This is a genomic window from Candidatus Competibacteraceae bacterium (genome assembly GCA_016699715.1).
In the GTDB taxonomy this organism is placed as follows: Bacteria; Pseudomonadota; Gammaproteobacteria; order Competibacterales; family Competibacteraceae; genus Competibacter.
On sequence record CP065007.1, the window covers coordinates 582,078 to 602,075 of the forward strand.

The 19,998-nt window shown below is 65.3% G+C and carries 14 protein-coding genes and 1 pseudogene; 8 read left to right on the forward strand and 7 right to left on the reverse strand.

Translation table 11 applies throughout. The features are described from left to right. Positions 1-41: 41 nt before the first annotated feature. From IPM89_02660 to IPM89_02670, 3 genes are read left to right on the forward strand one after another with little or no spacing between them, the layout of a single operon-like run. Positions 42-3,218 (forward strand): hypothetical protein, encoded by a 3,177-nt coding sequence (locus tag IPM89_02660; protein ID QQS54769.1) that lies wholly within the window; start codon positions 42-44, stop codon positions 3,216-3,218. After that, positions 3,211-5,601, forward strand: a complete 2,391-nt coding sequence (locus IPM89_02665; protein ID QQS54770.1) for an FtsW/RodA/SpoVE family cell cycle protein — start codon at positions 3,211-3,213, stop codon at positions 5,599-5,601. Before IPM89_02660 ends, IPM89_02665 begins: the two co-directional genes overlap by 8 nt. After that, the gene (locus IPM89_02670; GenBank protein ID QQS54771.1) at positions 5,585-7,303 is read left to right on the forward strand and encodes a hypothetical protein; all 1,719 of its coding nucleotides are present in this window, start codon (positions 5,585-5,587) and stop codon (positions 7,301-7,303) included. The genes IPM89_02665 and IPM89_02670 overlap by 17 nt, the downstream gene beginning before the upstream one ends. 36 nt (positions 7,304-7,339) lie before the next feature. Here the strand turns inward: IPM89_02670 and IPM89_02675 are convergent, their stop codons facing one another. From IPM89_02675 to IPM89_02695, 5 genes are all read right to left on the reverse strand, one after another. Beyond that, a complete protein-coding gene (locus tag IPM89_02675) occupies positions 7,340-8,776 on the reverse strand; it encodes a trypsin-like peptidase domain-containing protein (protein QQS54772.1) in 1,437 nt (478 codons plus the stop codon). Then, positions 8,773-9,474, reverse strand: a complete 702-nt coding sequence (locus IPM89_02680) for a tetratricopeptide repeat protein (GenBank protein QQS54773.1) — start codon at positions 9,472-9,474, stop codon at positions 8,773-8,775. Before IPM89_02680 ends, IPM89_02675 begins: the two co-directional genes overlap by 4 nt. Positions 9,475-9,491: 17 nt before the next feature. Continuing rightward, positions 9,492-9,992 carry a hypothetical protein gene (locus IPM89_02685; GenBank protein ID QQS54774.1) on the reverse strand — a complete coding sequence of 167 codons (501 nt, stop codon included), beginning with the start codon at positions 9,990-9,992 and terminating at the stop codon, positions 9,492-9,494. Between the two features lie 68 nt (positions 9,993-10,060). Further along, positions 10,061-10,735, reverse strand: a complete 675-nt coding sequence (locus IPM89_02690; GenBank protein ID QQS54775.1) for a glycine zipper 2TM domain-containing protein — start codon at positions 10,733-10,735, stop codon at positions 10,061-10,063. A 282-nt stretch (positions 10,736-11,017) separates the two neighbouring features. Continuing rightward, a complete protein-coding gene (locus IPM89_02695; protein QQS54776.1) occupies positions 11,018-11,965 on the reverse strand; it encodes a TerD family protein in 948 nt (315 codons plus the stop codon). A gap of 122 nt (positions 11,966-12,087) precedes the next feature. Here IPM89_02695 and IPM89_02700 point away from each other — a divergent pair. Continuing rightward, positions 12,088-12,162: pseudogene (locus tag IPM89_02700) on the forward strand (SUMF1/EgtB/PvdO family nonheme iron enzyme). 219 nt (positions 12,163-12,381) lie between these two features. On the opposite strand, the gene IPM89_02705 reads toward IPM89_02700, so the two are convergent. After that, positions 12,382-12,996 (reverse strand): cytochrome c, encoded by a 615-nt coding sequence (locus tag IPM89_02705; GenBank protein QQS54777.1) that lies wholly within the window; start codon positions 12,994-12,996, stop codon positions 12,382-12,384. Positions 12,997-13,532: 536 nt separating this feature from the next. Here IPM89_02705 and IPM89_02710 point away from each other — a divergent pair. The 4 genes from IPM89_02710 to ilvB all read left to right on the forward strand — a co-directional run bounded on the left by IPM89_02710 (position 13,533) and on the right by ilvB (position 19,224). Next, positions 13,533-14,567 carry a Fe(3+) ABC transporter substrate-binding protein gene (locus tag IPM89_02710; GenBank protein QQS54778.1) on the forward strand — a complete coding sequence of 345 codons (1,035 nt, stop codon included), beginning with the start codon at positions 13,533-13,535 and terminating at the stop codon, positions 14,565-14,567. A 62-nt stretch (positions 14,568-14,629) separates the two neighbouring features. Further along, the gene (locus tag IPM89_02715) at positions 14,630-16,264 is read left to right on the forward strand and encodes an iron ABC transporter permease (protein ID QQS55754.1); all 1,635 of its coding nucleotides are present in this window, start codon (positions 14,630-14,632) and stop codon (positions 16,262-16,264) included. 2 nt (positions 16,265-16,266) lie between these two features. Further along, complete coding sequence (locus IPM89_02720) at positions 16,267-17,331, forward strand: ABC transporter ATP-binding protein (protein QQS55755.1); 1,065 nt, start codon at positions 16,267-16,269, stop codon at positions 17,329-17,331. A 96-nt stretch (positions 17,332-17,427) separates the two neighbouring features. Beyond that, on the forward strand, positions 17,428-19,224 hold the full coding sequence (gene ilvB, locus IPM89_02725; protein ID QQS54779.1) for a biosynthetic-type acetolactate synthase large subunit: 1,797 nt from the start codon (positions 17,428-17,430) through the stop codon (positions 19,222-19,224). Positions 19,225-19,329: 105 nt separating this feature from the next. Here ilvB and IPM89_02730 read toward each other — a convergent pair whose 3' ends face one another. After that, complete coding sequence (locus tag IPM89_02730) at positions 19,330-19,983, reverse strand: adenylate kinase (protein ID QQS54780.1); 654 nt, start codon at positions 19,981-19,983, stop codon at positions 19,330-19,332. Positions 19,984-19,998 lie beyond the last annotated feature (15 nt).

Consider the following 19,998-nt stretch of genomic DNA (forward strand, 5'->3'; position numbering starts at 1 on the left):
GGTCGCTGGGTCAAGTGACTCCGCTATTTATATCATTACACATGAAATCTGTATCGATACTGAATCGTGCCGCATCGCGTCGGCTGTTGCCATCCGCCCTGTTCGTGCTGGGCGTGGTTCTTGGCATGGGGGCGTTATGGGCGCAACTGGCGGCGATTTATACCCGGCCGACGCCCCTGCCGGCGGCGCCGGCGCGGTTGCCGGCGGGCTTGCCGGAGGAGGCGGTGACCGTGCCCGCCGAAGCGGGATTTCAGTCGATTAGCCTACGCCAAGGGCTGCTGCTGGTTCGAGGACCGGACCGACCGATCGGCCAGCAGGACCTGGCCTTGTGCGATCAAAGCGTCGATTCCGCCGCTGGACCCGTCATGGCGCCGCTGTATGTCGGCTGGGACTGGCCACGGCTGCGGGAAGCCGCCGCCGCCAATCGTGCCGCTCGCCCCTCCCGGCCGATGGATGGCGGTTTGAAGAACTCATTGCTGGACGATGGTCCCGACGGGGTGGACGTACCGGCTTTCGCCGTGACCGCGGAACCGGCGGGTGGGCCGCCGCGACCGTATGCCGACGCGGGGTCGTTGCGGGTGACCCTGTATGATCGCCGACCGGTCTTGCTGCTGGCGGACACGGCGGAAACGGGCACGGGGCCGGCGCTGGCATTCCGGCGCGATCTCTGGTTGCTGTGGAACGCCGGCCCGGTTGTCGCCGGGCACTGGGATCGCGCGCTGCGAATACGATTGCTGGAGGATCGCGTCTGTCCGCTCGGGCGACTGCGGATCGAGGTATACGGTCCTTCACCGGAAAATGCCGGGATGGTCGACGCGGAACCGCGAACCGTGCTGTGGTATGCGGGCGACGGCTCGGCGCGGGAATTCCGCCTGGCGCCTGGCCATTACGCGCCCGCCGCGCCGTCACCGCCTCGCGAGGACGCCGAGCTGTTCGAGCGGTCGCTGGCCGCCGGTTTGCTGCGATCGGGCGAAGATGGCCGGATTGCCATTGCGCCCGCCGATCTGTCATTGCGCCGCGCGTTCGCCCGTTTTCACCCCGATCTGCTGGCATCCGGCGACGACGAGCACGATTGGTTGGATGGACCCTGGAGCGCTGAAACGCAGCGCCTGCATCAGGCACTGCGTTTCAGCGTCACCGGCCGCTACGTACGCCGTCAGGTGGCCACGTTCAACGCCCGCCAACTGCTGGCGGCGGTGCGCTGGCGGCCGGAGAATGCCGATCCGAGCGGAGATTGGCGGGCGGATTGGAAGGAGGTGCCGCTGGTGTTGACCGGGTCCATGCCACTGCTGGCCGAACGCCTGTTCACCGAAGCGCCACATGGTTGGCAAGCCTGGCGGCGGGTGGCGCGCTGGCCGGCACTGGAGCAGCGGTGGCCGGTGCGGTTTCGGTTAAGCCTGCCGCGACCGGCCCGGTCCGGCGAGCGGCTGGAACTCCTGGTGGTGGGCGGCCCTCCGGCCGTGAGCGGTGCCGCGGTGCTGGCCAGCGCGCCGCGTTGCGTGGACGCGCGACCCTGCGCCGAGCGGGATGCGCTGGCCCGCTGGTTGCGGCTGGAAATGCGGGCGGGCGCCACGGAATTGGAACTGGTTTTTCAACCGCTGCCGGCCGAGGTATTCCCCGGTTTGTACCGTTACGACTTTGCCCATATCCGCCGGGTCGATGGTCGCTTGCGCTGGTACGATTCGCCGGGGGCCAATGGTGGCGATCCGTCCCGACCGTCGCCGGCCGAGGTGACGCTGCGCGACCGGGAAGGGACTCTGTTGTGGGAAGCCGGCCAACCGACCGGAGCCGTGTGGGAGCTGGGATTGGCGGCGCTGGTCGGTCTGGGTCCGGTCCATGCCGGTTCGGTGGGCGGCGTGCTGGCGCGGTTGGGCCGACACGGCGCAACGGTGGTCGAGGCCCGCCTGACCGTGGACTCTCGCTTGCAACAGGCAGCGCGGCGGGCCTTGCTGGAACGGTTGCCGGCCATCAGTACCACGGCGAGCGAAACCGATGCCCGACAGGAGGAGCGCGTGGCGAGCCTGATCGTGTTGGATGCCGACCGAGGCGATATCCTGGCCGTGGCCGGTAGCCCGGAACCGCCGGTCGGCATTGTCTGGAGCGATCTATCCACGTTCGTGGCGGCCGTGCGGCCACGCCGCAATCCGCTGTGGGTTCGAGCCTGGCAGCGCGACGGCGATGGATTGGACTCGGCCGGCTCGGCTTTTGAGCTGGTCGATGCCTTGTTGCTGGAACGGGAAGCCGGCCATCGCCCGCAATTGGCGGCGGCGCTGGCGGGTTTGAGCGCCGGCGAGTTGGCGGGATGGCCGCCCGCGTTGGCCTATGGTTTTGCGGCGGACGCGGCGTGTTATCCGGTCCACGCCGGTGGTCTCGAACCGTCGGCGCTTTGCGATGAACCGGGTGGCGGGCAGACCTTACTGGAACGGATGCGACGCCACGGCGACCAGCGGTATGGCCTGGTTCAGGCGTTGCGCGATTCCGCGCGCGGCTGGTTCGCCTGGCTGGTGGAGAGCACCGATGCCACGCTGGACGACGCGGGTTCGTCGTGCCTGGCCAGTGCGCGGGCGCTGACTCCGGCGGCGTTGCGGGGGGTGCGACCGCTGCTGGATATCATGGCCGAACTTGATTTCGACTCGGCCCAGGATCTGGATGGCGGCTTGTTGCCGGCCGGCCTGATCGCGGCGAACGATGTTTTGCGAGCCAGCGCGGCGGCACTGGAACCGATGAGCGATCGCGGGCGGGTCCGGCGCGCGGCGCTGGGACAGGGGGTATATGTCACGCCGCTGCAACTCGCCGAACTGGCGGCGGCTATCGCCACCGGCCAGCGGATGCCGCCGAGAGTGTTGGCCGAGCTGAACGGCCAACCGGTGCGAGATCCGGCGGCAACCGCGCTCGGCATCGCCACCGACCGTATCCGACGGGGCATGCGGCTGGCGCTGAACGAGGAACCGCTCCGTACCGCTTTTGCAGGTTTGCGCTTCGATACGATCCGAGCGTCGCTCTATCTGAAGGCTGGCGCCGCATGGTTGGATGCCACGAAAGCGGCGGCGAATGCCTGGCTGGTGGGTTGGCTGGAGCCGGGTGCGCTACCGGGCGAGAATCGGCGTCTGGCCTTCGCTTGCTGGATCAGTCCCGCCACCGGTCCCGACGGTACGGAATGCGGCGAGTTGACGGCGGCCTGGCTGACGGCACTGGCTGGGGCGAAAAGCGATGAGTGAATCTGGACCCCGCGCCGGCGGCGATCCTCCCGTCACGTCCCGCTGGCTGGCGCCGTGGGTTGACCGGTGGTGGTTGCCATTGCTCTGGTTGCTGCCGGTGTTGGCGATGGGGTGGACAGTGTATCGGGCACCGGCCTGGCTGGAACCCCGGATACTGACCGTCACTTTGGAACCTGGCCAAACGGTCATGTTGGGCCGCGAGGCGTTGCGGGCGCCCCAGGCCGACAGCGAACATATTCTGCTGCGACGCGAAGCCGGCGGCTGGCGGCTGGCCAATATCGCCGCCGGCAAGCAGGTGTTATGGCAACCGGCCCGTGGCGGCGACGAGCGGCCGATCCGGGAATGGCCGCTGCGGGTGGGAGCGACGTTCGTCGTGGGCGGTCAAGCCTTTAGCGTGCTGGGCGCGGAAAGTGGGCGACTGGTGCTGCAAGGGGGCGGGCGGCGCTGGGATTACGATGGTTTTCGTTTGCGCCGGGACGGCCAGCCGCTGCCCGAATGCTACCCGGACTGGCGGAGCCCTTGGCGCGAACGCTTGGCCAAACTGGGATGGTTCGGCCTGATCCAGCGATCGCTGCGCTTGGGTGGCGGCGTCTATTGCGCCGACCGACTGGGCTTGGTGGGGGTGCCGCTGGATACCGTGGTGCTGGCGCCCGCCGGCTTGGGCTTCGTGCTGCGCCCCGGCGAGGCCGGACGACCGGACGGTCCGGCGGTGACGGTGGCGGCGGGTGGGCCGGAGGCCGAATCGCTGTGGCGGCGTTCCGTCCCGCTGGCGGTTGGCGACAACTTGATCGTCGGCCGTACCCGATATCGAGTGCTACGGACCGCGCCGACCTTGGAACTGGCGGTCGTGGCCCATGCCCAGCGCTGGCCCGCCGCGATAGCCCCACGTCCGGTCACGCCGCCAGTGGAGGTGCGCTGGCGCCCGGTGGCCTGGCTATGGCCACCCGGTCCGGGCGCGCTGGTCTGGCCACTGGGCCTGGCGCTGCCTCTGTTGGTGCTGGGGCTGGTCTGGCCGGTTCGGGCGGGTGGCGGGCGGTGGCCGAGCGTGGGCGACCGTGGCCGGATCGCGGGCGCGCTGGCGTTGGCCGGGGGGGGACTGGGTCTCTATCTGAGCAGTTTGATCGTTCCGGTGCTGTGGCCCTACTTGTTGGCGTGGCCGGCGCTGCTGCTTTGGCTGACGGCGGTACGCTCGCCGTGGAGCCTTGGTTTGCTGGTCGTGCTGACGCTGTTGCTGGGCGGTGGGTGGGTCACCCTGCTGCAATTGGGCGCCGGCGCCGAAGAGTCCGGTTGGCCGCGCTTCGGTGGCGGCGGCGCGGCGCTGGCCGGGGCATTCGGCTGGCTGACGTGGGCCGGGTGGAGCGTCTGGCGCCGCTGGCGGCCGGCCGGCCGGATGGATTTCCGGCTGGCACGCTGGGGGTCGCTGGCGCTGGGCGGCGCGGCGCTGACCTTGCTGGCGGCGCAGGCCGCGTTTGGCGACGAGGGCGGCTGGCGCGGTTTCCAGCCGTTCGAACTGGCCAAGCTGGCATTGGTGCTGTTAGCGGCTCATGCTTTGACGGTCCGCGTGGAGGCGGGAAGTGCCCGCAAGCTTTTCCGATGGGCGCGTTCCGCGGGACCCGTGCTGTTGTTGCTGGCGGCGAGCGGTTTTGCACTGGTGGTTCTGCGCGATTTTTCGCCCCTGGTTTTGTTGCTGTTCTGGGTGCTGGCGCTCGTGCTGGCATGGGTGTTCCACCGACGAGTGCATCCTCGGCCGGGTGGGCGGTGGGGCAGCCGATTGACACTGCTCGTGTTGGTCGGGTTGCTCACGACCGGGGCGATGGGATTGCGCCAATGGCCGGACCGCTTGCCGTTGGGTTTGCAGCCAATTCGGATTCGAGCCTGGGTGGCGCCGGAACAGTACCCGCACGCCGGCTATCAACTGCGCCGGGCGCTGGAGGTGATTCGGGCCGGTGGCTGGACCGGCGCGGTCTGGAGCGATACGGCCAACGGGCGGGTCATGACCGTGCCCCTGGTGGAAAACGACTTCACGCCGACGTTTTTCCTGAACCGCTACGGCGGTCTGGCGGCGTTGCTGCTGGTGGTCACCCAGACGGCGTTCATTCTGCTGCTGCTGGCGATCGCCGATCGCGCCCTGAGACGGAGCAACCGCAATGACCAGCGATCGGCGGCGTCTGGCGACTTCGCCTATTTCGCGCTGTGCGGCGGATCGGCCTTGATCGGCGCGCATTTTTTGGTGTCATGGGGCACCAATCTGGGATTTCTGCCGGTGATGGGCCAGCCGATGTCGTTGCTCTCGGCCGCCGGCAGCCATCTGGTGCTATTCGTGTTGCCGGTCGTGGCGCTGGCCGTCACGGTCGAGGAAGGAGATTATGACCACCCACCCTAATGCCCTGATTGCCTCCGATTACGTCATCTGCGTGACCTTGCGCGCGGTGCCGGACATCTTCAACGCCGAATGGTTGTGGGATCGGGTTCGGAGCGGCCAGGAGGGCGTGTTGCTGCTGGAGGCACTCAAGCGCCATCCGCGGCGTATCGCGCGTTCCTCGGGCCAGCGCCAGGAAACCTACTACAGCCATGTCGTCATCCGGATTTCGGAACGCGATTCCATTCGCGACGAACGGCTGGAGGATGGGTTCGGCCACCGTTTGCTCCTGCGGGAGCTGCGGCGTCTGCACGAACGGGATCTGGGCGAGCATCTGGCCGAGAACGCGACGGTTCGTTATCGCCTGGAGCCGGACCCGGTGTTGCGTCCGGGCGAGGTGCAGGCGCTGTTCGGTCGGGCGATCTACCTGCCGGCCGACGACGAAGCGCCGGCCTTTCGGATCGAGGTGACGGCCGATGGGCAGAGCGATTGGCGGGACGTGGGATCGATCTATCCCGGCCAGCGGCTGACGCTGCTCAACGGCGACCGGCGCGCCAGCAGCTTCGCGGTGGTGGCCTGGCCGTTCCCAGGCAACGAGTCGATATTGTTGCTGCGGCAGTCCAGGGCGCCGACCCAGGTGGATGTGGTGGAGGAGCCACCGGCCTGTCTGAATCTGAGCAGCGACGGTCAGGGCGGCTTCGTGGCGCGCGACCACCGCGGCCGCGGTTTGCGGCTGCGGGTCGTGGCGCTGTCGTCGGCGGGCGTGGAACCCTCGACCTTAGCGGAGCAGGCGCCGCCGGAATCGCCGGCGCGGCCGGAACAACGGCGCGTTGCCCCGGTCACCGATTTGGGCCAGCCGGCGTCGGGCTCGAAGCCATCCGCCCCGGCGGACGGCGATTACACGATGATCGATCATTGGGGTCGGCGCGAGCCGGTGTTCGGCATCCCGGTGCACTTCGAGGAACCGTCCGCGCCGCCGGCCGCCATTCTGGAGTCCTCCCCGTCACCCGCTCCCGCATCGCCGAATGGACTCGACCAGCACACCTGGATTCCCCGGCGACCGGCGGCTTGCTTGCAGGTGGTGGGCCTCGCCTTGCAGCGCTTGTCGACCTATGCGGCGGCCGGCATCAGCGACTGGCGGATCAGCTTCAACCGCGCGGGCGGGTTGGTGCTGGACAACCATCCCGATGCCGCCGCCTGGCTGCGGATCGACAGCGCGGATCGGCTGTTTGGCGAGGTCGTGGGGCTGTCGGCGTCGCTGGAACCGCCGAGCGTGTGGCGGCCGTTTCCGGATCTGGAACTGGAATTCCTCGCCGCGCCATCATCAATGGCGGGGCATTATCTCGGTTGGGTGCGGCTGCCGACGCCGCTGGCGCTGCCGGTCCCGCGCGAGCGGGCGGTGAGTTTCGGCCGCGGTTCGGAGGCGGACATCGCGCCACGCCTGCTGGCCGATCCGCGTTCCCTGCGCTGGGAGGGCAAACCGAACAAGACGGTTGGTATCAGCGCTGAATATCTGGGACTGTCGCGTCGCCATTTGCGGGTGCAGGTGCGGCGCGAGGATTGGTGGGTGCAGTTGGAAAGCCAGAATATGTCGGTTTACCGGCTGGCGCCGTCGGGCGAAGTGCTGGACGTGCTCAGCCCCGGCGTGGACACCGCCGCCGCCGCCAAGCCGGGCGATCTATTGGTGGCGGGGGGTTACGTACTGGCGCTGGGGGCGGTGGAGTGATCGCCGCCCGCGCGTCCGAACCGAAACGGGCGAGGCTCAGGGCGTGCTTACCGAGCGGACTTGCATTTGCTTCGGCACGAAAATCGGGGACGCGATGACATCGGCCGCGGCGATGGCAAAATTGAGGTTCTGGCCGACTTTCAGCCCCATGGTGGCGACGCCGATGACGGTGCCATCCCGCAGGATGACCGGTCCGCCACTATTGCCGGGGCTGATCGGCGCGGAAATCTGAATGTAGCGAACCCCATCGATCTCACGCAGCCCGCTGATCACGCCGGTCGAAAAGGTACTCTCCAGGCCGTAGGGGTTGCCGATCACGAACACATCCAGCCCGATCAGATCCTGGCTGTAGGTTTGGTTGAGAATAAAGCTTTCCTTGCTTTTGAGAGCGGTTGCCAACAGGGCCAGGTCCGGTTCCTTGCTGCGTTTGCGGATGCGAGCCACCGATTCCCGGTCGCCGCAGCGGACCGCCAGGTTTTCGGCTTTATCGATGACATGGTTATTGGTGATGACCAGCCCATCTTTCGAGACCAGCAAACCGCTGCCCAGATTGGCGGTTTTGCCGTTCTGGAAGGTGACGATCAGGCAGGTAAGCGGCATGCTGCGCCGGTAAATGCGTTGCCCCGGATTGCCGTTATTCACCGCCAGCGCGGCTGGCTCCGCCGCGGCGGAGCCAGCCGGCTTTGCCAGCGTGGCCAGGCTTTGTTTTAGCGAGCTGAGCAGGCCGCCGGCCGCCGTGGATGGGGGGGTGGTTTGGACTTGGGGAGCGTGGTTGGAACCGACCGCCGGTCGAACCGGCGCGGCTGGTTGGGGCTGCGGCGGGCTGGCGGGCCAAACGGGCTGGGTGGCGGCGGGCGTGGGTCGCACCGACTGCAAGGCTTGCAGCGCGCCGATACGGACGGCATCCGCCGGATCGGCGGTGGCCAGTTGCCGCAGTTGTTCGGTCACCTGTGGCCGATCCTGGGCGAAACGGTGGGCGTTGACGAACGCGCCGGTCGCTCGGTGGGCGTCGCCCTGCTGACCGTAGACCTGTCCCAGGGCGAGCCAGGACGCCGAACGGGTCGGTGCCAGGGACAGCGCATAGACCAATAGTCGTTCCGCTTCCTTGAAACGGTGTAACCGCAGGTAGGTCAGGCCGAGTGCGCCGGCGATTTCCGGATCGGCGGGATCGGCGATGAAGGCTTGGCGGAATGCGGCCAGCGCTTCCTTTAGTTGGCCGCCCGTCAACTGTTCCTGGCCCCGTTGCCTGAAAGGTCTGGCCTGCTGGGCATCGCCCGGCTCCGGCCGGGGCAGATTTTCCATCTGTTCCCGGAAGATCAGCACGCCGGCTTCTTCGTTGGCGCCGGCCAGGGTGATCATTTGCTGGACGTAATAATCGATGGTTTCGTATTGACCGGCCGCGACGGGCAAAGCACCAGCCAGCGCCAGCGCCAGCGCCAGCGCCACGCCGCGGATGAATGGCGGAAAATTCATGGCGCGCGGCCGGGGCTCGGCGTGCTGTTCATCGGCACGATGCCGCCGGGGTTGGCCGGCAGTGGCGGAACGATGACGGTTTCCGCCGGCAGGTGGAATAGCCGCAGGGCTTCCAGAGCAGCGTTGCGCAGGCTGTCGGCCGCCTCGTTTTCGGCGATGTTGCGCAGGATTTCCTCGGCGCGCATCTGGTTTTGGGCGAAGCGGTAGGTGTTGGCCAGGGCGCCCAGCGCGCGGTGGGCGTCGTTTTTCAGGCCGTACACCTGAGCGAGTTGGAACCAGGCCACGGCTCGGGTGGGCTCGAGAGTGAGCGCCTGCTGCAAGGCGGCTTCCGCTTCGGGAAAACGGCCCATTTTGCGGTAGACCAGCCCCGCGTAGTTGGCGGCGTCGGTATTACCGGGATCGTCCCGGCTCGCCTGCTGGAACGCCTCCAGCGCCGTGTCCAGCGCATCCTGCCCAAACAAGGTCAGACCACGCTGAAAGGCGGCGCGCGCCGCCGCCGGGTCGGATGCCGCCGGCCGTGGATTCTGTTCCAACATCCGCTGCATGCTCACCACCCCTTGCTCGTTGTCGGCGGCGGCCATTTCGATCATTTGCTGGACGAAATAACGGTTTCGTTCGCTATCCTGGGCCAATGCCGCCGGCATCGTGGCCATCCATGCCGCCAGCAACAGCGCCGGCATCCGGCAAGCATCGTTCATGCTCCACGTCCCGTGTCTCACAGATTCTTGATGGCGTCGTACTGCCGTTCCAGACTGAGCCGTTTGGAATTGGCCTGGGCGGCGGTCAGTTGGCCCTTGTCAAGCTGGACCTCGAACTCCTGGATGTCGCGGTTCAACTGTTGTTGCTTGCGCTGCAACGCCACCGTGCGCTGCTCGGTGGCGGATTTGGATTGCTTCAACTGATCGACCCGTCTGGCGAGCGCCCGGTTTCTGGCCTTGAGCGAGGCCAACTGACGGCGCTGTTCGGCCACCTCGTCGGCTTTCATCTGTCGTTCGCTTTCCAGATAGGCGCCTTCTTCCCGCAGGGCGCGCAGTTGGTTCAAGCTGTCGTCCCGCTGCCCTTGCAATCCCTGCTGGCGCGTTTCGTAGTCGCCGGCCGCCAGTCCGCGCACGCCGCCGAAGAATCCGCCGCCGTGTGGATCGTTGGTCGGATCGGTGGCGCAGGCTCCCAGCAGGAGCAGGCTCAGGATACCGGCGTAACCGCGTGTGAATGCCATGATGGTGATCTCCCATCCCCCCTGCCCGATGGCGGGCGAGGGGGATGTTTCGGGCGTTGTGCTAGGTGCTAGATGGACATGCTGTCGTAAACCCGCTGCAAGCTGGCGACGTTCTGGCTGGATTGCTGACGGGTTTCCTTCAGTTCCACCAGATTGGACTCCAACTGCCGGGTATATTGATCCTGTGGTCCCCGCTGCTGCCGGGATTCCTGATGGACCTGCTCGGCGTCGGCCAGTTGTTTTTCGGTCAGCGAGTTGAGTTGTTTGGCCTTGGCCAGTTGCTTTTCCACGGCGCTTTTCTGCCGGACGAGGGCGTCCCGCGAGGCTTTGCCCGCCCGATATTGCCGCGCCAGCCGCTGTGATTCGCGGTCCAGTTGAGCGATTTCCTGGTAGAGCTGGCGGTTCTGGGCGTCGGCCTCTTGAATGAACTCCTGGTTACGGTGGATTTCCGCGACCAGGAAGTCTTCCTCATTGGCGTACTGAGCCTTGCGTTCGGCGATGGAACTGCCGATGCCGGCACCGATCAAACCACCGGCCGCGGCCCCGATCAGCGCGCCCCGGCCCCGGTTGTCGCTGACGGCGGCGCCGAGCAGGCCGCCCACGATGGCCCCAAACACCGCGCCCTGGGCGACGGTCGCCTGCTGGTCGTTCGTGGTGCCGTCGGGGTTGGCGGCACACCCGGATAAGGCCGCGCCGATCGCAACGGCGGCGAACCATTTCGTGCCTGAATGGTGAACATGCATAACTGTCTCCCGGCCGTGGTAACGGTTGGTTTTATATCCTTTGACAATTCTGAGAGCGGCCGGGTGCGAAATCAACGCATCGCCGGCCGGCCGGAGAAAAATCACCGGTCGCGCCGCGACCGGTTTGCCCGGTCCGGAATGAGCGACCGGTAGCTTGTTAAGGTACCATTCAGCCGGTAGTGCGCAAATCTGCCAACGGCTCCCACTCTCCGAAAACCACGCCTCGAACGACCATGATATGAACTTGGTGCATGCGCTGCGTCGGCTGGCCAGACCTTGGAGTCAGTATCCGCGATTATTCCAGCTTGTTTGTGGCGAATGTGGCCTGTTCAAGGCGGGTTCCGAGCCGCTACTTGAGTTTGGGTTCGGATCTGGCGTGGTGGCCGGTTGCTGGACCATGGTTGGCGTGGTGGCCGGCTGTATCATCACCACTGATGGATGGGGCGCGCACTGGGTAACCAGTGTGGTAATGGCGGTGGTCAGTGAGCCAAAGGCGATGGCCAGCGTGGCGTAGGTCTTGAGTTTTTCGTGTCTGTCGTGAGGTGGCGCGGGTGCGAGTGGTCCGACCGGGACTGGAGATGACAACGGCACTGAATCCGGTGTGGGGGTCGGTGTAGTCCCCGCCGTGGCTGCCGGGGTGGGTTTTGGCACCGGCGCGGGCACTGGCGCCGGACGTCTGGTGACAGGCTCGCGCGAATGCTGGGCCGATGTGGCTTCATCGCGGTTTTCCTCGTCCATCACGTCGACGCCGAAGGTGCGGGCCAGCACGGCCAAATCATGTTTGAGGCCATCGCCTTTGGCTCGAATTTTCCACAAGTCGCCATAGCGGTAGAGTTCGGCGATCAGCAGTGAACGACCGCTGACAGGTTCGGCCAGCCGGAATCGAGCGTCGCTGCCCGCCGCCGCCGTCGCTTCGAGCGTGAAATTGTCGACCGACTCGAAATGACCGTCATTCAGAGTGGCGGTAAAAACACATTTCCTGATTTCGACGGGCAGGTTATTCAGATTGACCAAAAACAAGGCGTGCTGGGAATCGAAGCGGATAGCACCATTGGGACTGCTGGGTTGGTTGTAAAACAAAAACCATGGGTCGCTTGGCACTTGTTCGCGGGCGTCAAGCGCAAAACAGGCGAAGTCAATCTCGCTCGGAGCGGTACGCCAGCTTAGGTGGATTCGGATCTTGCCGGAAGTGGCTAGTGGTGCGTTGGCACCCTTGATCAGTTCTTTCATGCCAGTACGCGAAAATCCATACTTGATATGGTCAGGATTATACAACCATGACAGCCAGGAGCGTGTGGGCTGGGGTTGATCTGGCAAGTCTTTCCGTTGATCAAGCCATGGACTACGCCGCCTGGTTGTCCGCGCAAACGGGTCAAGCCTATCGCCTGCCGGCCGAACTGGAATGGGAGTATGCCGCCCGCGCCGGCGTGATGGCTTCCGCGCCGGATTCGGATGGGCAGGTCCGGGAGTGGACCTGTTCCGAATACCGGCGGGAGTACGAGGGTCAGGAACAGCGCTGCGCCAGTCGCTTGCCGGAAGCGGTGGCGATTCGCGACGGCCACTGGCGGGCGGGCGCCGATCCGCTCAGCGACGATCTGGAGTTTCGGTTGGTGCGGGAGCCCTAGCCGGAACGAGTCGGGCGGCGCTCACTCCTGTTGAACGGTCACCAGACCTTTGGGCTGGCTGGCGAAATAGCTGGCGAGATCGGTGATGTCCCGCGGCGACAGTGGCTTGGCCATGCCGCCCATGATCGCGTTCTTGCGGGCGCCGCTCTGATAATCTTCCAACGCCTTGCGCAGATAATCTTCGTGCTGGCCGGCCAGTCGAGGATAAATCGGGATATTGCCGTTGCCATCCGCGCCGTGGCAGGCCACGCAGGTCGCGCTTTTGGTCTTGCCGGCGGCGGTGTCGCCTCGAACCGGGTAGGGTGCGGCGGCGGCGGGGAAGCTGGACAGATAGGCGGCGATGTCCTGCATGTCCTGCTCGTTGAGCGAAAAGGCGTTGGCATGCATGGTGGGATGCTTGCGCTCGCCGGCCTGGTAGGCTTTGAGCGCGACGATGATGTAGTCGGCATGCTGACCACCCAGCCGGGGGACGTGATAGGTGGGGTAGACGTTGGTATAGCCGGGGATGGCATGACAGCCGGCGCAAGTCGAAAACTTGGATTTGCCGGCGGCGGGATCGCCGGCGGCCTGCGCGGCGCTGGCCAAGACACCGCTGATCCCCAGGACCAACAATTGCCATAGTACGGATCGGATCATATCGTCCTCTGCAGTGGATTTTGGATTGGAGTTATTTGAAATGCGATAGCGCTGTTCCGTGTACCCAGCCAGGAGCTTTGTTGCGTTGCATGATCCCGCAAAATCCCTGAAAAATCAAGCGCTAAAAAGAAAACTGGATTTCGGTATCGTCAGGTAATTCACGCACGATTTCTAACGATAGCCGTCTCTCTCTCAGGTATCAATCGTCGAGGCCAATTTCTTTCGCCTTTCTCGGCAAGGTGGTACGGCTCACGCCGAGCAGGGCGACAGCCCAACCGCGCTTGCCGTGGGTCTTTGTTCCCTTCGAGGAAAAGAGGAGTGACTCATGACACTGGGGTAGCGGTGCGGGAATCGACGACTACCGTCTTACAAAACCGGTTACCGGCCCTGATCCAATGGAACAAATAGCCAGTGTTTTTATCGGCTATTTTTTATTTACAGGCAAATCTTTACAGGACAAATGAGAATAACTATCATTTGAAAACAACCGCATTCAAATGATTTTCTCAATATTTCTCGAAACCCCGGAGAGGTTCATGCCCAAGCTATCAAAACCCCGCGTTTTATTCCCCGTGCTCTGTCTGTTGTCCGGCCTGCTGGCGTCGCCGCTGCTGGCGGCCGGGGAGGTCAACATCTATTCGGCGCGCAAGGAAGACCTGATCAAGCCGTTGCTGGAGGATTTCAGCAAACAGACCGGCATCACCGTCAACCTGGTGACCGGCAAGGAAGAGGCGCTGTTGCAGCGCCTGCAAAGCGAAGGCGTCAATACCCCGGCGGATGTGTTGCTGACCTCGGATGCCGGCCGTTTGGCCGCCGCCCGTCAGGCGGGCGTGCTGCAAGCGGTGCAATCCGAAGCGCTGGTGAAACACCTCCCGGCCGCCTACCGCGATCCCGAGGGCTACTGGTACGGATTGTCGGTTCGCGCCCGACCGATCATTTACGCCAAGGACCGGGTCAAGCCGGCGGAACTCTCCACTTATGAGGATCTGGCCGCGCCGCAATGGCGGGACAAGGTGTGCGTGCGCTCTTCCGACAGCATTTACAATCAATCGCTGGTGGCGGGGATGATCGCCCATCACGGCGACGCCAAAACCCAAGCCTGGGCCAAGGGGCTGGTCGCCAACTTCGCCCGCCCACCCAAGGGTGGCGACCGTGATCAGATCAAGGCCGTGGCCGCTGGCGAGTGCGATGTGACCCTGGCCAATACCTATTACCTGGGCGGCATGGTGAACTCGCAAGACCCGACGGAACAGGCGGCGGCGGCCAAGGTGGCGGTGTTCTGGCCCGATGCCAAGACCACCGGCGTGCATGTCAACATCAGCGGCGCCGGTGTGACCGCTCATGCCAAAAACCGCGATAACGCGGTCAAATTGCTGGAGTTTCTGGCCAGTGACCCGGCACAGCGCTGGTATGCCGACGTGAACAACGAATATCCGGTCAATCCGGCCATTCCGCCCAGCGCCACCCTCCAATCCTGGGGCGAGTTCAAGGCCGATACCCTCAACGTGGCCAAGCTGGGCGAACTGAACGCCGCCGCCGTTCGCCTGATGGACCGGGCTGGGTGGAAGTAGAGCCGTCCCGGACCTCTCCCCACCCCGACGCTCCCCCGCGAGAGGGGAAGGGGCTCGGGGCGCTGGCCGCGCGGGCCGACCGCTGGACGCTGCTGGTGGTCGGAACCGCTTTATTGCTGGCGCTGCCGGTGCTGACCGTGTTCGTCACCGCGTTGCAACCGGCGGGCGCGGTGTGGCGGCATCTGGTCGATACCGTGCTGGCGGACTATGTCACGGATTCCGTGTTGCTGATGCTCGGGGTCGGCGCCGGCACCTTGCTGGTCGGGGTGCCAGCCGCGTGGTTGGCCGGCGTGTGCGAATTCCCGGGCCGGCGGCTATTCGAGTGGGCGCTGCTGCTGCCGATGGCGATTCCCGCCTATATCATCGCTTACACCTATACCGGCCTGCTGGATTTTGCCGGCCCGCTGCAAACCGTTCTGCGCGAGACCTTCGGCTGGACCCGGCACGATTACTGGTTTCCGCAAATCCGCTCGCTGCCGGGGGCGGTCGCGATGCTGACGCTGGTGCTGTACCCCTATGTTTATCTGCTGGCGCGGGCGGCATTTCTCGAACAGTCGGCGGCGGTGCTGGAGGTTAGCCGCAGCCTGGGCGCCGGTCCGTGGCGGCGTTTCTTCCGCGTCGCGTTGCCCCTGGCGCGGCCCTCGCTGATTGCCGGGGTGTCGCTGGTGCAGATGGAGGCGCTGGCCGATTACGGCACGGTGCAGTACTTCGGAGTCAGCACCTTCACCACCGGCATTTTCCGGGTCTGGTTCGGGATGAACGATGCCACCGCCGCCGCGCAACTGGCCACGCTGCTGCTGCTGTTTGTCTTTGCCCTGCTGGTGATGGAGCGGCTGTCGCGGCGGCAGGCGCGGTTTCATCCGACCAGTGCCCGCCAGCACCGGTCGCCGCGTCTGCCGTTGCGGGGCAAACTCGGCGGGCTGGCGGTGCTGGCCTGCCTGATTCCGCTGCTGTTGGGTTTTGTGATCCCCGCCAGCGTCTTGGCGGTTTGGGCGGCGCGAACCGCGCCCCAGATGTTGGATGCACGCTTCCTGCAACTGGCGGCGCACAGCCTGCTGCTGGCGGCGGGAGCAGCCGGGCTGGCCTTGTTACTGGCGCTGCTGCTGGGTTACGGACAACGCTTGCGGCCGCGACCGCTGGTGCGGTTGGCGGTGCGCGGCGCGGGCCTGGGTTACGCGGTGCCGGGCACGGTGATCGCCATCGGGGTGATGCTGCCGTTCGCCGCCATCGACCGGAGCGTGGACGGCTGGGCGCGGGAATGGTTCGGCGTGTCCACCGGGCTGCTGCTGAGCGGGACGTTGGCCGCGCTGCTGTTTGCCTACTGCGCGCGCTTTCTGCCGGTGGCGCTGCACAGCGTGGAGGCGGGTTTGACCCGCATCCGGCCGAGCATGGACGATGCCGCCCGCGCCCTGGGGGCGACGCCGCGCGCGGTGCTGTGGCGGGTGCATGTGCCGATTCTGCGCGGCAGTTTGCTGACCGCGCTGTTGCTGGTGTTCGTGGACGTGCTGAAGGAACTGCCGGCGACGCTGATTTTGCGGCCATTCAATTTCAATACGCTGGCGGTGCGGGCCTACGAACTGGCTTCGGACGAGCGGCTGGCGGATTCGGCCGGTTTCGCCCTGGCCATCGTGCTGGCCGGTGTCGGGCCGGTCATCCTGCTTAGCCGCGCCATCGGCCGCGCGAGGCCCGGACAATGACAATGACGCCTTTTCTCGAACTGATCGCTCTCGATGTTGCCTATCCACCGCGCAAAGTGATCCGGGATCTGAGCTTGCGGATGCACTGCGCCGGTATCGGTTGCCTGCTGGGTCCCAGCGGTTGCGGCAAAACCACTTTGCTGCGGGCCATCGCCGGTTTCGAGCCATTACGGCGCGGTTCCATCCGACTGGAGGGGGTCGAACTCAGTCGGCCCGACTGGACGCTGCCGCCGGAGCGGCGACGGATCGGCCTGATGTTTCAGGATCTGGCGCTGTTTCCGCATCTGAGCGTCACGGACAACATCGCCTTTGGTCTGTGCGACTGGAAGGCGGCCGAACGGCGGGCGCGGGTGACCGAGTTGTTGCGGTTGATCGGGCTGGAGGAGTATGCCGGGCGTTACCCGCACCAGCTTTCCGGCGGCCAGCAGCAGCGGGTGGCGCTGGCCCGGGCGCTGGCGCCCCGACCGCGACTACTGTTACTGGACGAGCCATTCTCCAATCTGGACGTGACCTTGCGCGAGGGGCTGGCGCGCGAGGTGCGGACCATCCTGCTGCGGGAGGGTACCAGCGGTCTGCTGGTCAGCCACGATCAGTTCGAGGCATTCGCCTTCGCCGACGAGATCGGCGTGCTGCATCAGGGCCAGCTGTTGCAGTGGGATAGCGCCTACAACCTTTACCACCGACCGGCCGACCGTTTCGTCGCCGATTTCATCGGGCAGGGTGTGTTCTTACCCGGCCGGCTGGGCGGTGAGGGGCGGGTGAGTACGGAACTGGGCGAGATTGGGGGGATGTCGTCGGATGGCCACTGCGTGGCGGGCGAGCAGGTGGAGGTGCTGGTTCGGCCGGACGATGTGGTGCATGACGACGACAGCCCACTGTTGGCGGAGGTGGTGGACCGGGCGTTTCGAGGAGCGGAGTTTCTATACACCCTAAGGCTGTCCAGTGGCGCGCGGCTGCTGTGTCTGGCGCCCAGCCATCACAATCACGCGCTGGGGCAGCGCATCGGCATCCGGCTGGACATCGATCATCTGGTGATGTTTCGGCGGGGGAATGGCGCGAGTGGATGATACGGGTGTCCGCTGGGTCCGAGTGCTGGCAAAATAAGCTCTTGATTGCCAGCATCCATGAAAACCCAGTGATGGATCAACCCGGAAGATAGAGTCATGTCGGAATTGCAAGAACCCGCCGCTCGGCCCGAGGTGCAAACGCCGTCCGAGCAAAGCGGCGCCGAAATCGCCATCGACGTGCTGAACGAACTCGGCGTCGATTACCTGTTCGGCCATACCGGCGGGGCCATCATCCCGCTGCACGCCGAACTCAACCTCAGAATGCGGCAGGGGCGGCAAGCGCCCCGTTTCGTCCTGTTCCGGCAGGAGGGCGGGGCGGGCCACGCCGCCGAGGGCTACGCCCGGGCCAGCGGCCGGACCGGGGTTGCGTTGGTCACCTCCGGGCCGGGGGCCACCAATCTGGTCACTCCCATCGCCGACGCTTACAAGGACTCGGTGCCCTGCGTGTTCATCACCGGGCAGGTGCCCAGCGCCATGCTGGGCAAGGACGCCTTCCAGGAAGTGGACATGGTGGGCATTACCCGCTCCATCACCAAGCACAACTACCTGGTCAAGGACACCGCCGAACTGGCTGGCGTGCTGCGCCAGGCCTTTTTCGTCGCCGGTAGTGGCCGGCCGGGGCCGGTGGTGGTCGATATCTGCAAGAGCGCCCTGGTCGGTTGCGCAACCTCCCAACAACAAGCCAGGACCTTGCGCGGCTATCGCCCGCGAGCCTCGATGAAGCGGGGTGCCGCCGATCGCCTGCTGGCGGCGTTGCGGCAAGCCAGGCGGCCGGTGGTTCTGGCCGGCGGCGGCGTCGTCAGCGCCGGGGTCGGTCAGGAACTGCGGCGGTTCGTGGAAAAATACCGTCTGCCGGTCGCGCTGACCTTTATGGGTTTGGGCGCGGTCCCACACGATCACCCACTGTGCTTGGGCATGCCCGGCATGCACGGGACCGTCGCCGCGAATGGGGCTTTGCGAGAGGCGGATTTCATCCTGTCCATCGGCGCCCGTTTCGATGATCGGGTCGCGGTGCGGGAGTTCGGCCGGGGCATCGACCTCGCCCATGTGGACATCGACGCGACCGAGATCAACAAGGCCATTTCGGTGGCTTACGCGCTGCGGGCCAACGCCCGCGATTTTCTCGCCTACGCCAACGATCTCGATCTGGACGGTGCCGACGTTGCCGAGTGGCTGGACACGGTGCGGGACTGGAAACAGCGGTTTGCGCCCCGTTATCGGGCGGGTGGTGATTTCATCAAGCCGCAACAGTTCATCGAGGAACTTTCCAGCCTGACCCACCGGACCGGCATCGTGGTCACCGGCGTGGGTCAGCATCAGATGTGGGCGGCTCTGTTCTACAACTACCAGGAACCGCGTCAATGGATCAGTTCGGGCGGGCTCGGCACCATGGGCTTCGGCCTGCCGGCCGCCATCGGCGCCTGTTACGCCCGGCCCGACAAGACGATCCTCTGCATCGACGGTGACGGCAGTTTCCAGATGAATCTCCAGGAACTGGCCACCATTGCCGCCCATCGAATTCCGGTCAAGGCATTCATCCTCAACAACGGCTTTCTGGGCATGGTCCGGCAGTGGGAGGACATGTTCAATGAGGGGCATCATTACGAGACCTGCCTGGTCCGGACCAGCGACTGCGATCCGGCCTGTATCGAGAGCAAGGAATGCCGAATGCCCAATCCCAATTTTCTCAATCTGGGGCGAGTGTTTCCCGGTATCGAAACCCTGCGGATCACTCGCCCGGAGCAGATCCGGGCGGGCATCGAGCGGGCGCTGGCGCATGAGGGTCCCTGCGTGGTCGATGTCTGGGTCGAACGGACCGAGGATGTCAAACCGATGATCCCACCCGGCGGGACCCTGGCCGATATCATCCACGATCTCGACGGCGGCGGGTGAATTCGATGAGTCAGGGCGTTGGAACGGATACCGATCCCCTGATCGCCGCTATGCGAGGGTTCAGGGGCCGGGTCGTGAGGGCATGGAAAGGGAAGGGAAGGGAGCTTAAGCGCCGGCGGCGATCTGCTGTTGTATGGTTTCCACTATCCCCTCGCTGGTGGGGGAATCGACGATGAGCAACAATCCTTTTTGGCGGTAGAACTCGATCAGCGGGGCAGTCTTTTCCAAATAGGTGTCGAGGCGCTTGCCGATGGCTTCGTCGGTCTCGTCTTCGCGCTGCACCACCGGACTGCCGCACTTGTCGCAGACCCCCGCCACCTTGGGCGGGTTGCTCCTGATGTTGTAAATGGCTTGGCAACTGGTATTGGAGCAGGTGCGGCGAGTGGTCAGGCGCTGGAGGATCTCCTCGCGCGGCACTTCGATATTGGCCACGACATCCAGCTTGATCCCTAATTTGTTCAGCAGCACCTTCAGCGCCTCGGCCTGCGGGATGGTGCGCGGGAAACCGTCCAGCAGAAAGCCTTTGGCGCAATCGGGTTCCTGTAAGCGCTTTTCCATGATGCCCATGATCAGATCGTCCGGCACCAGGTCACCGGCTTTCATGTAAGCGTCTGCTTGCTTACCCAACTCCGTGCCAGCCTGTACCGCGCTACGCAGGATATCGCCGGTGGAGATCTGCACCGAGCCATCGATCTGCGTCAGCAGCTTGGCCACGGTGCCCTTGCCGGCGCCCGGGGCGCCCAACAGAATCAGTCGCATGAATTGTTCCTCGTT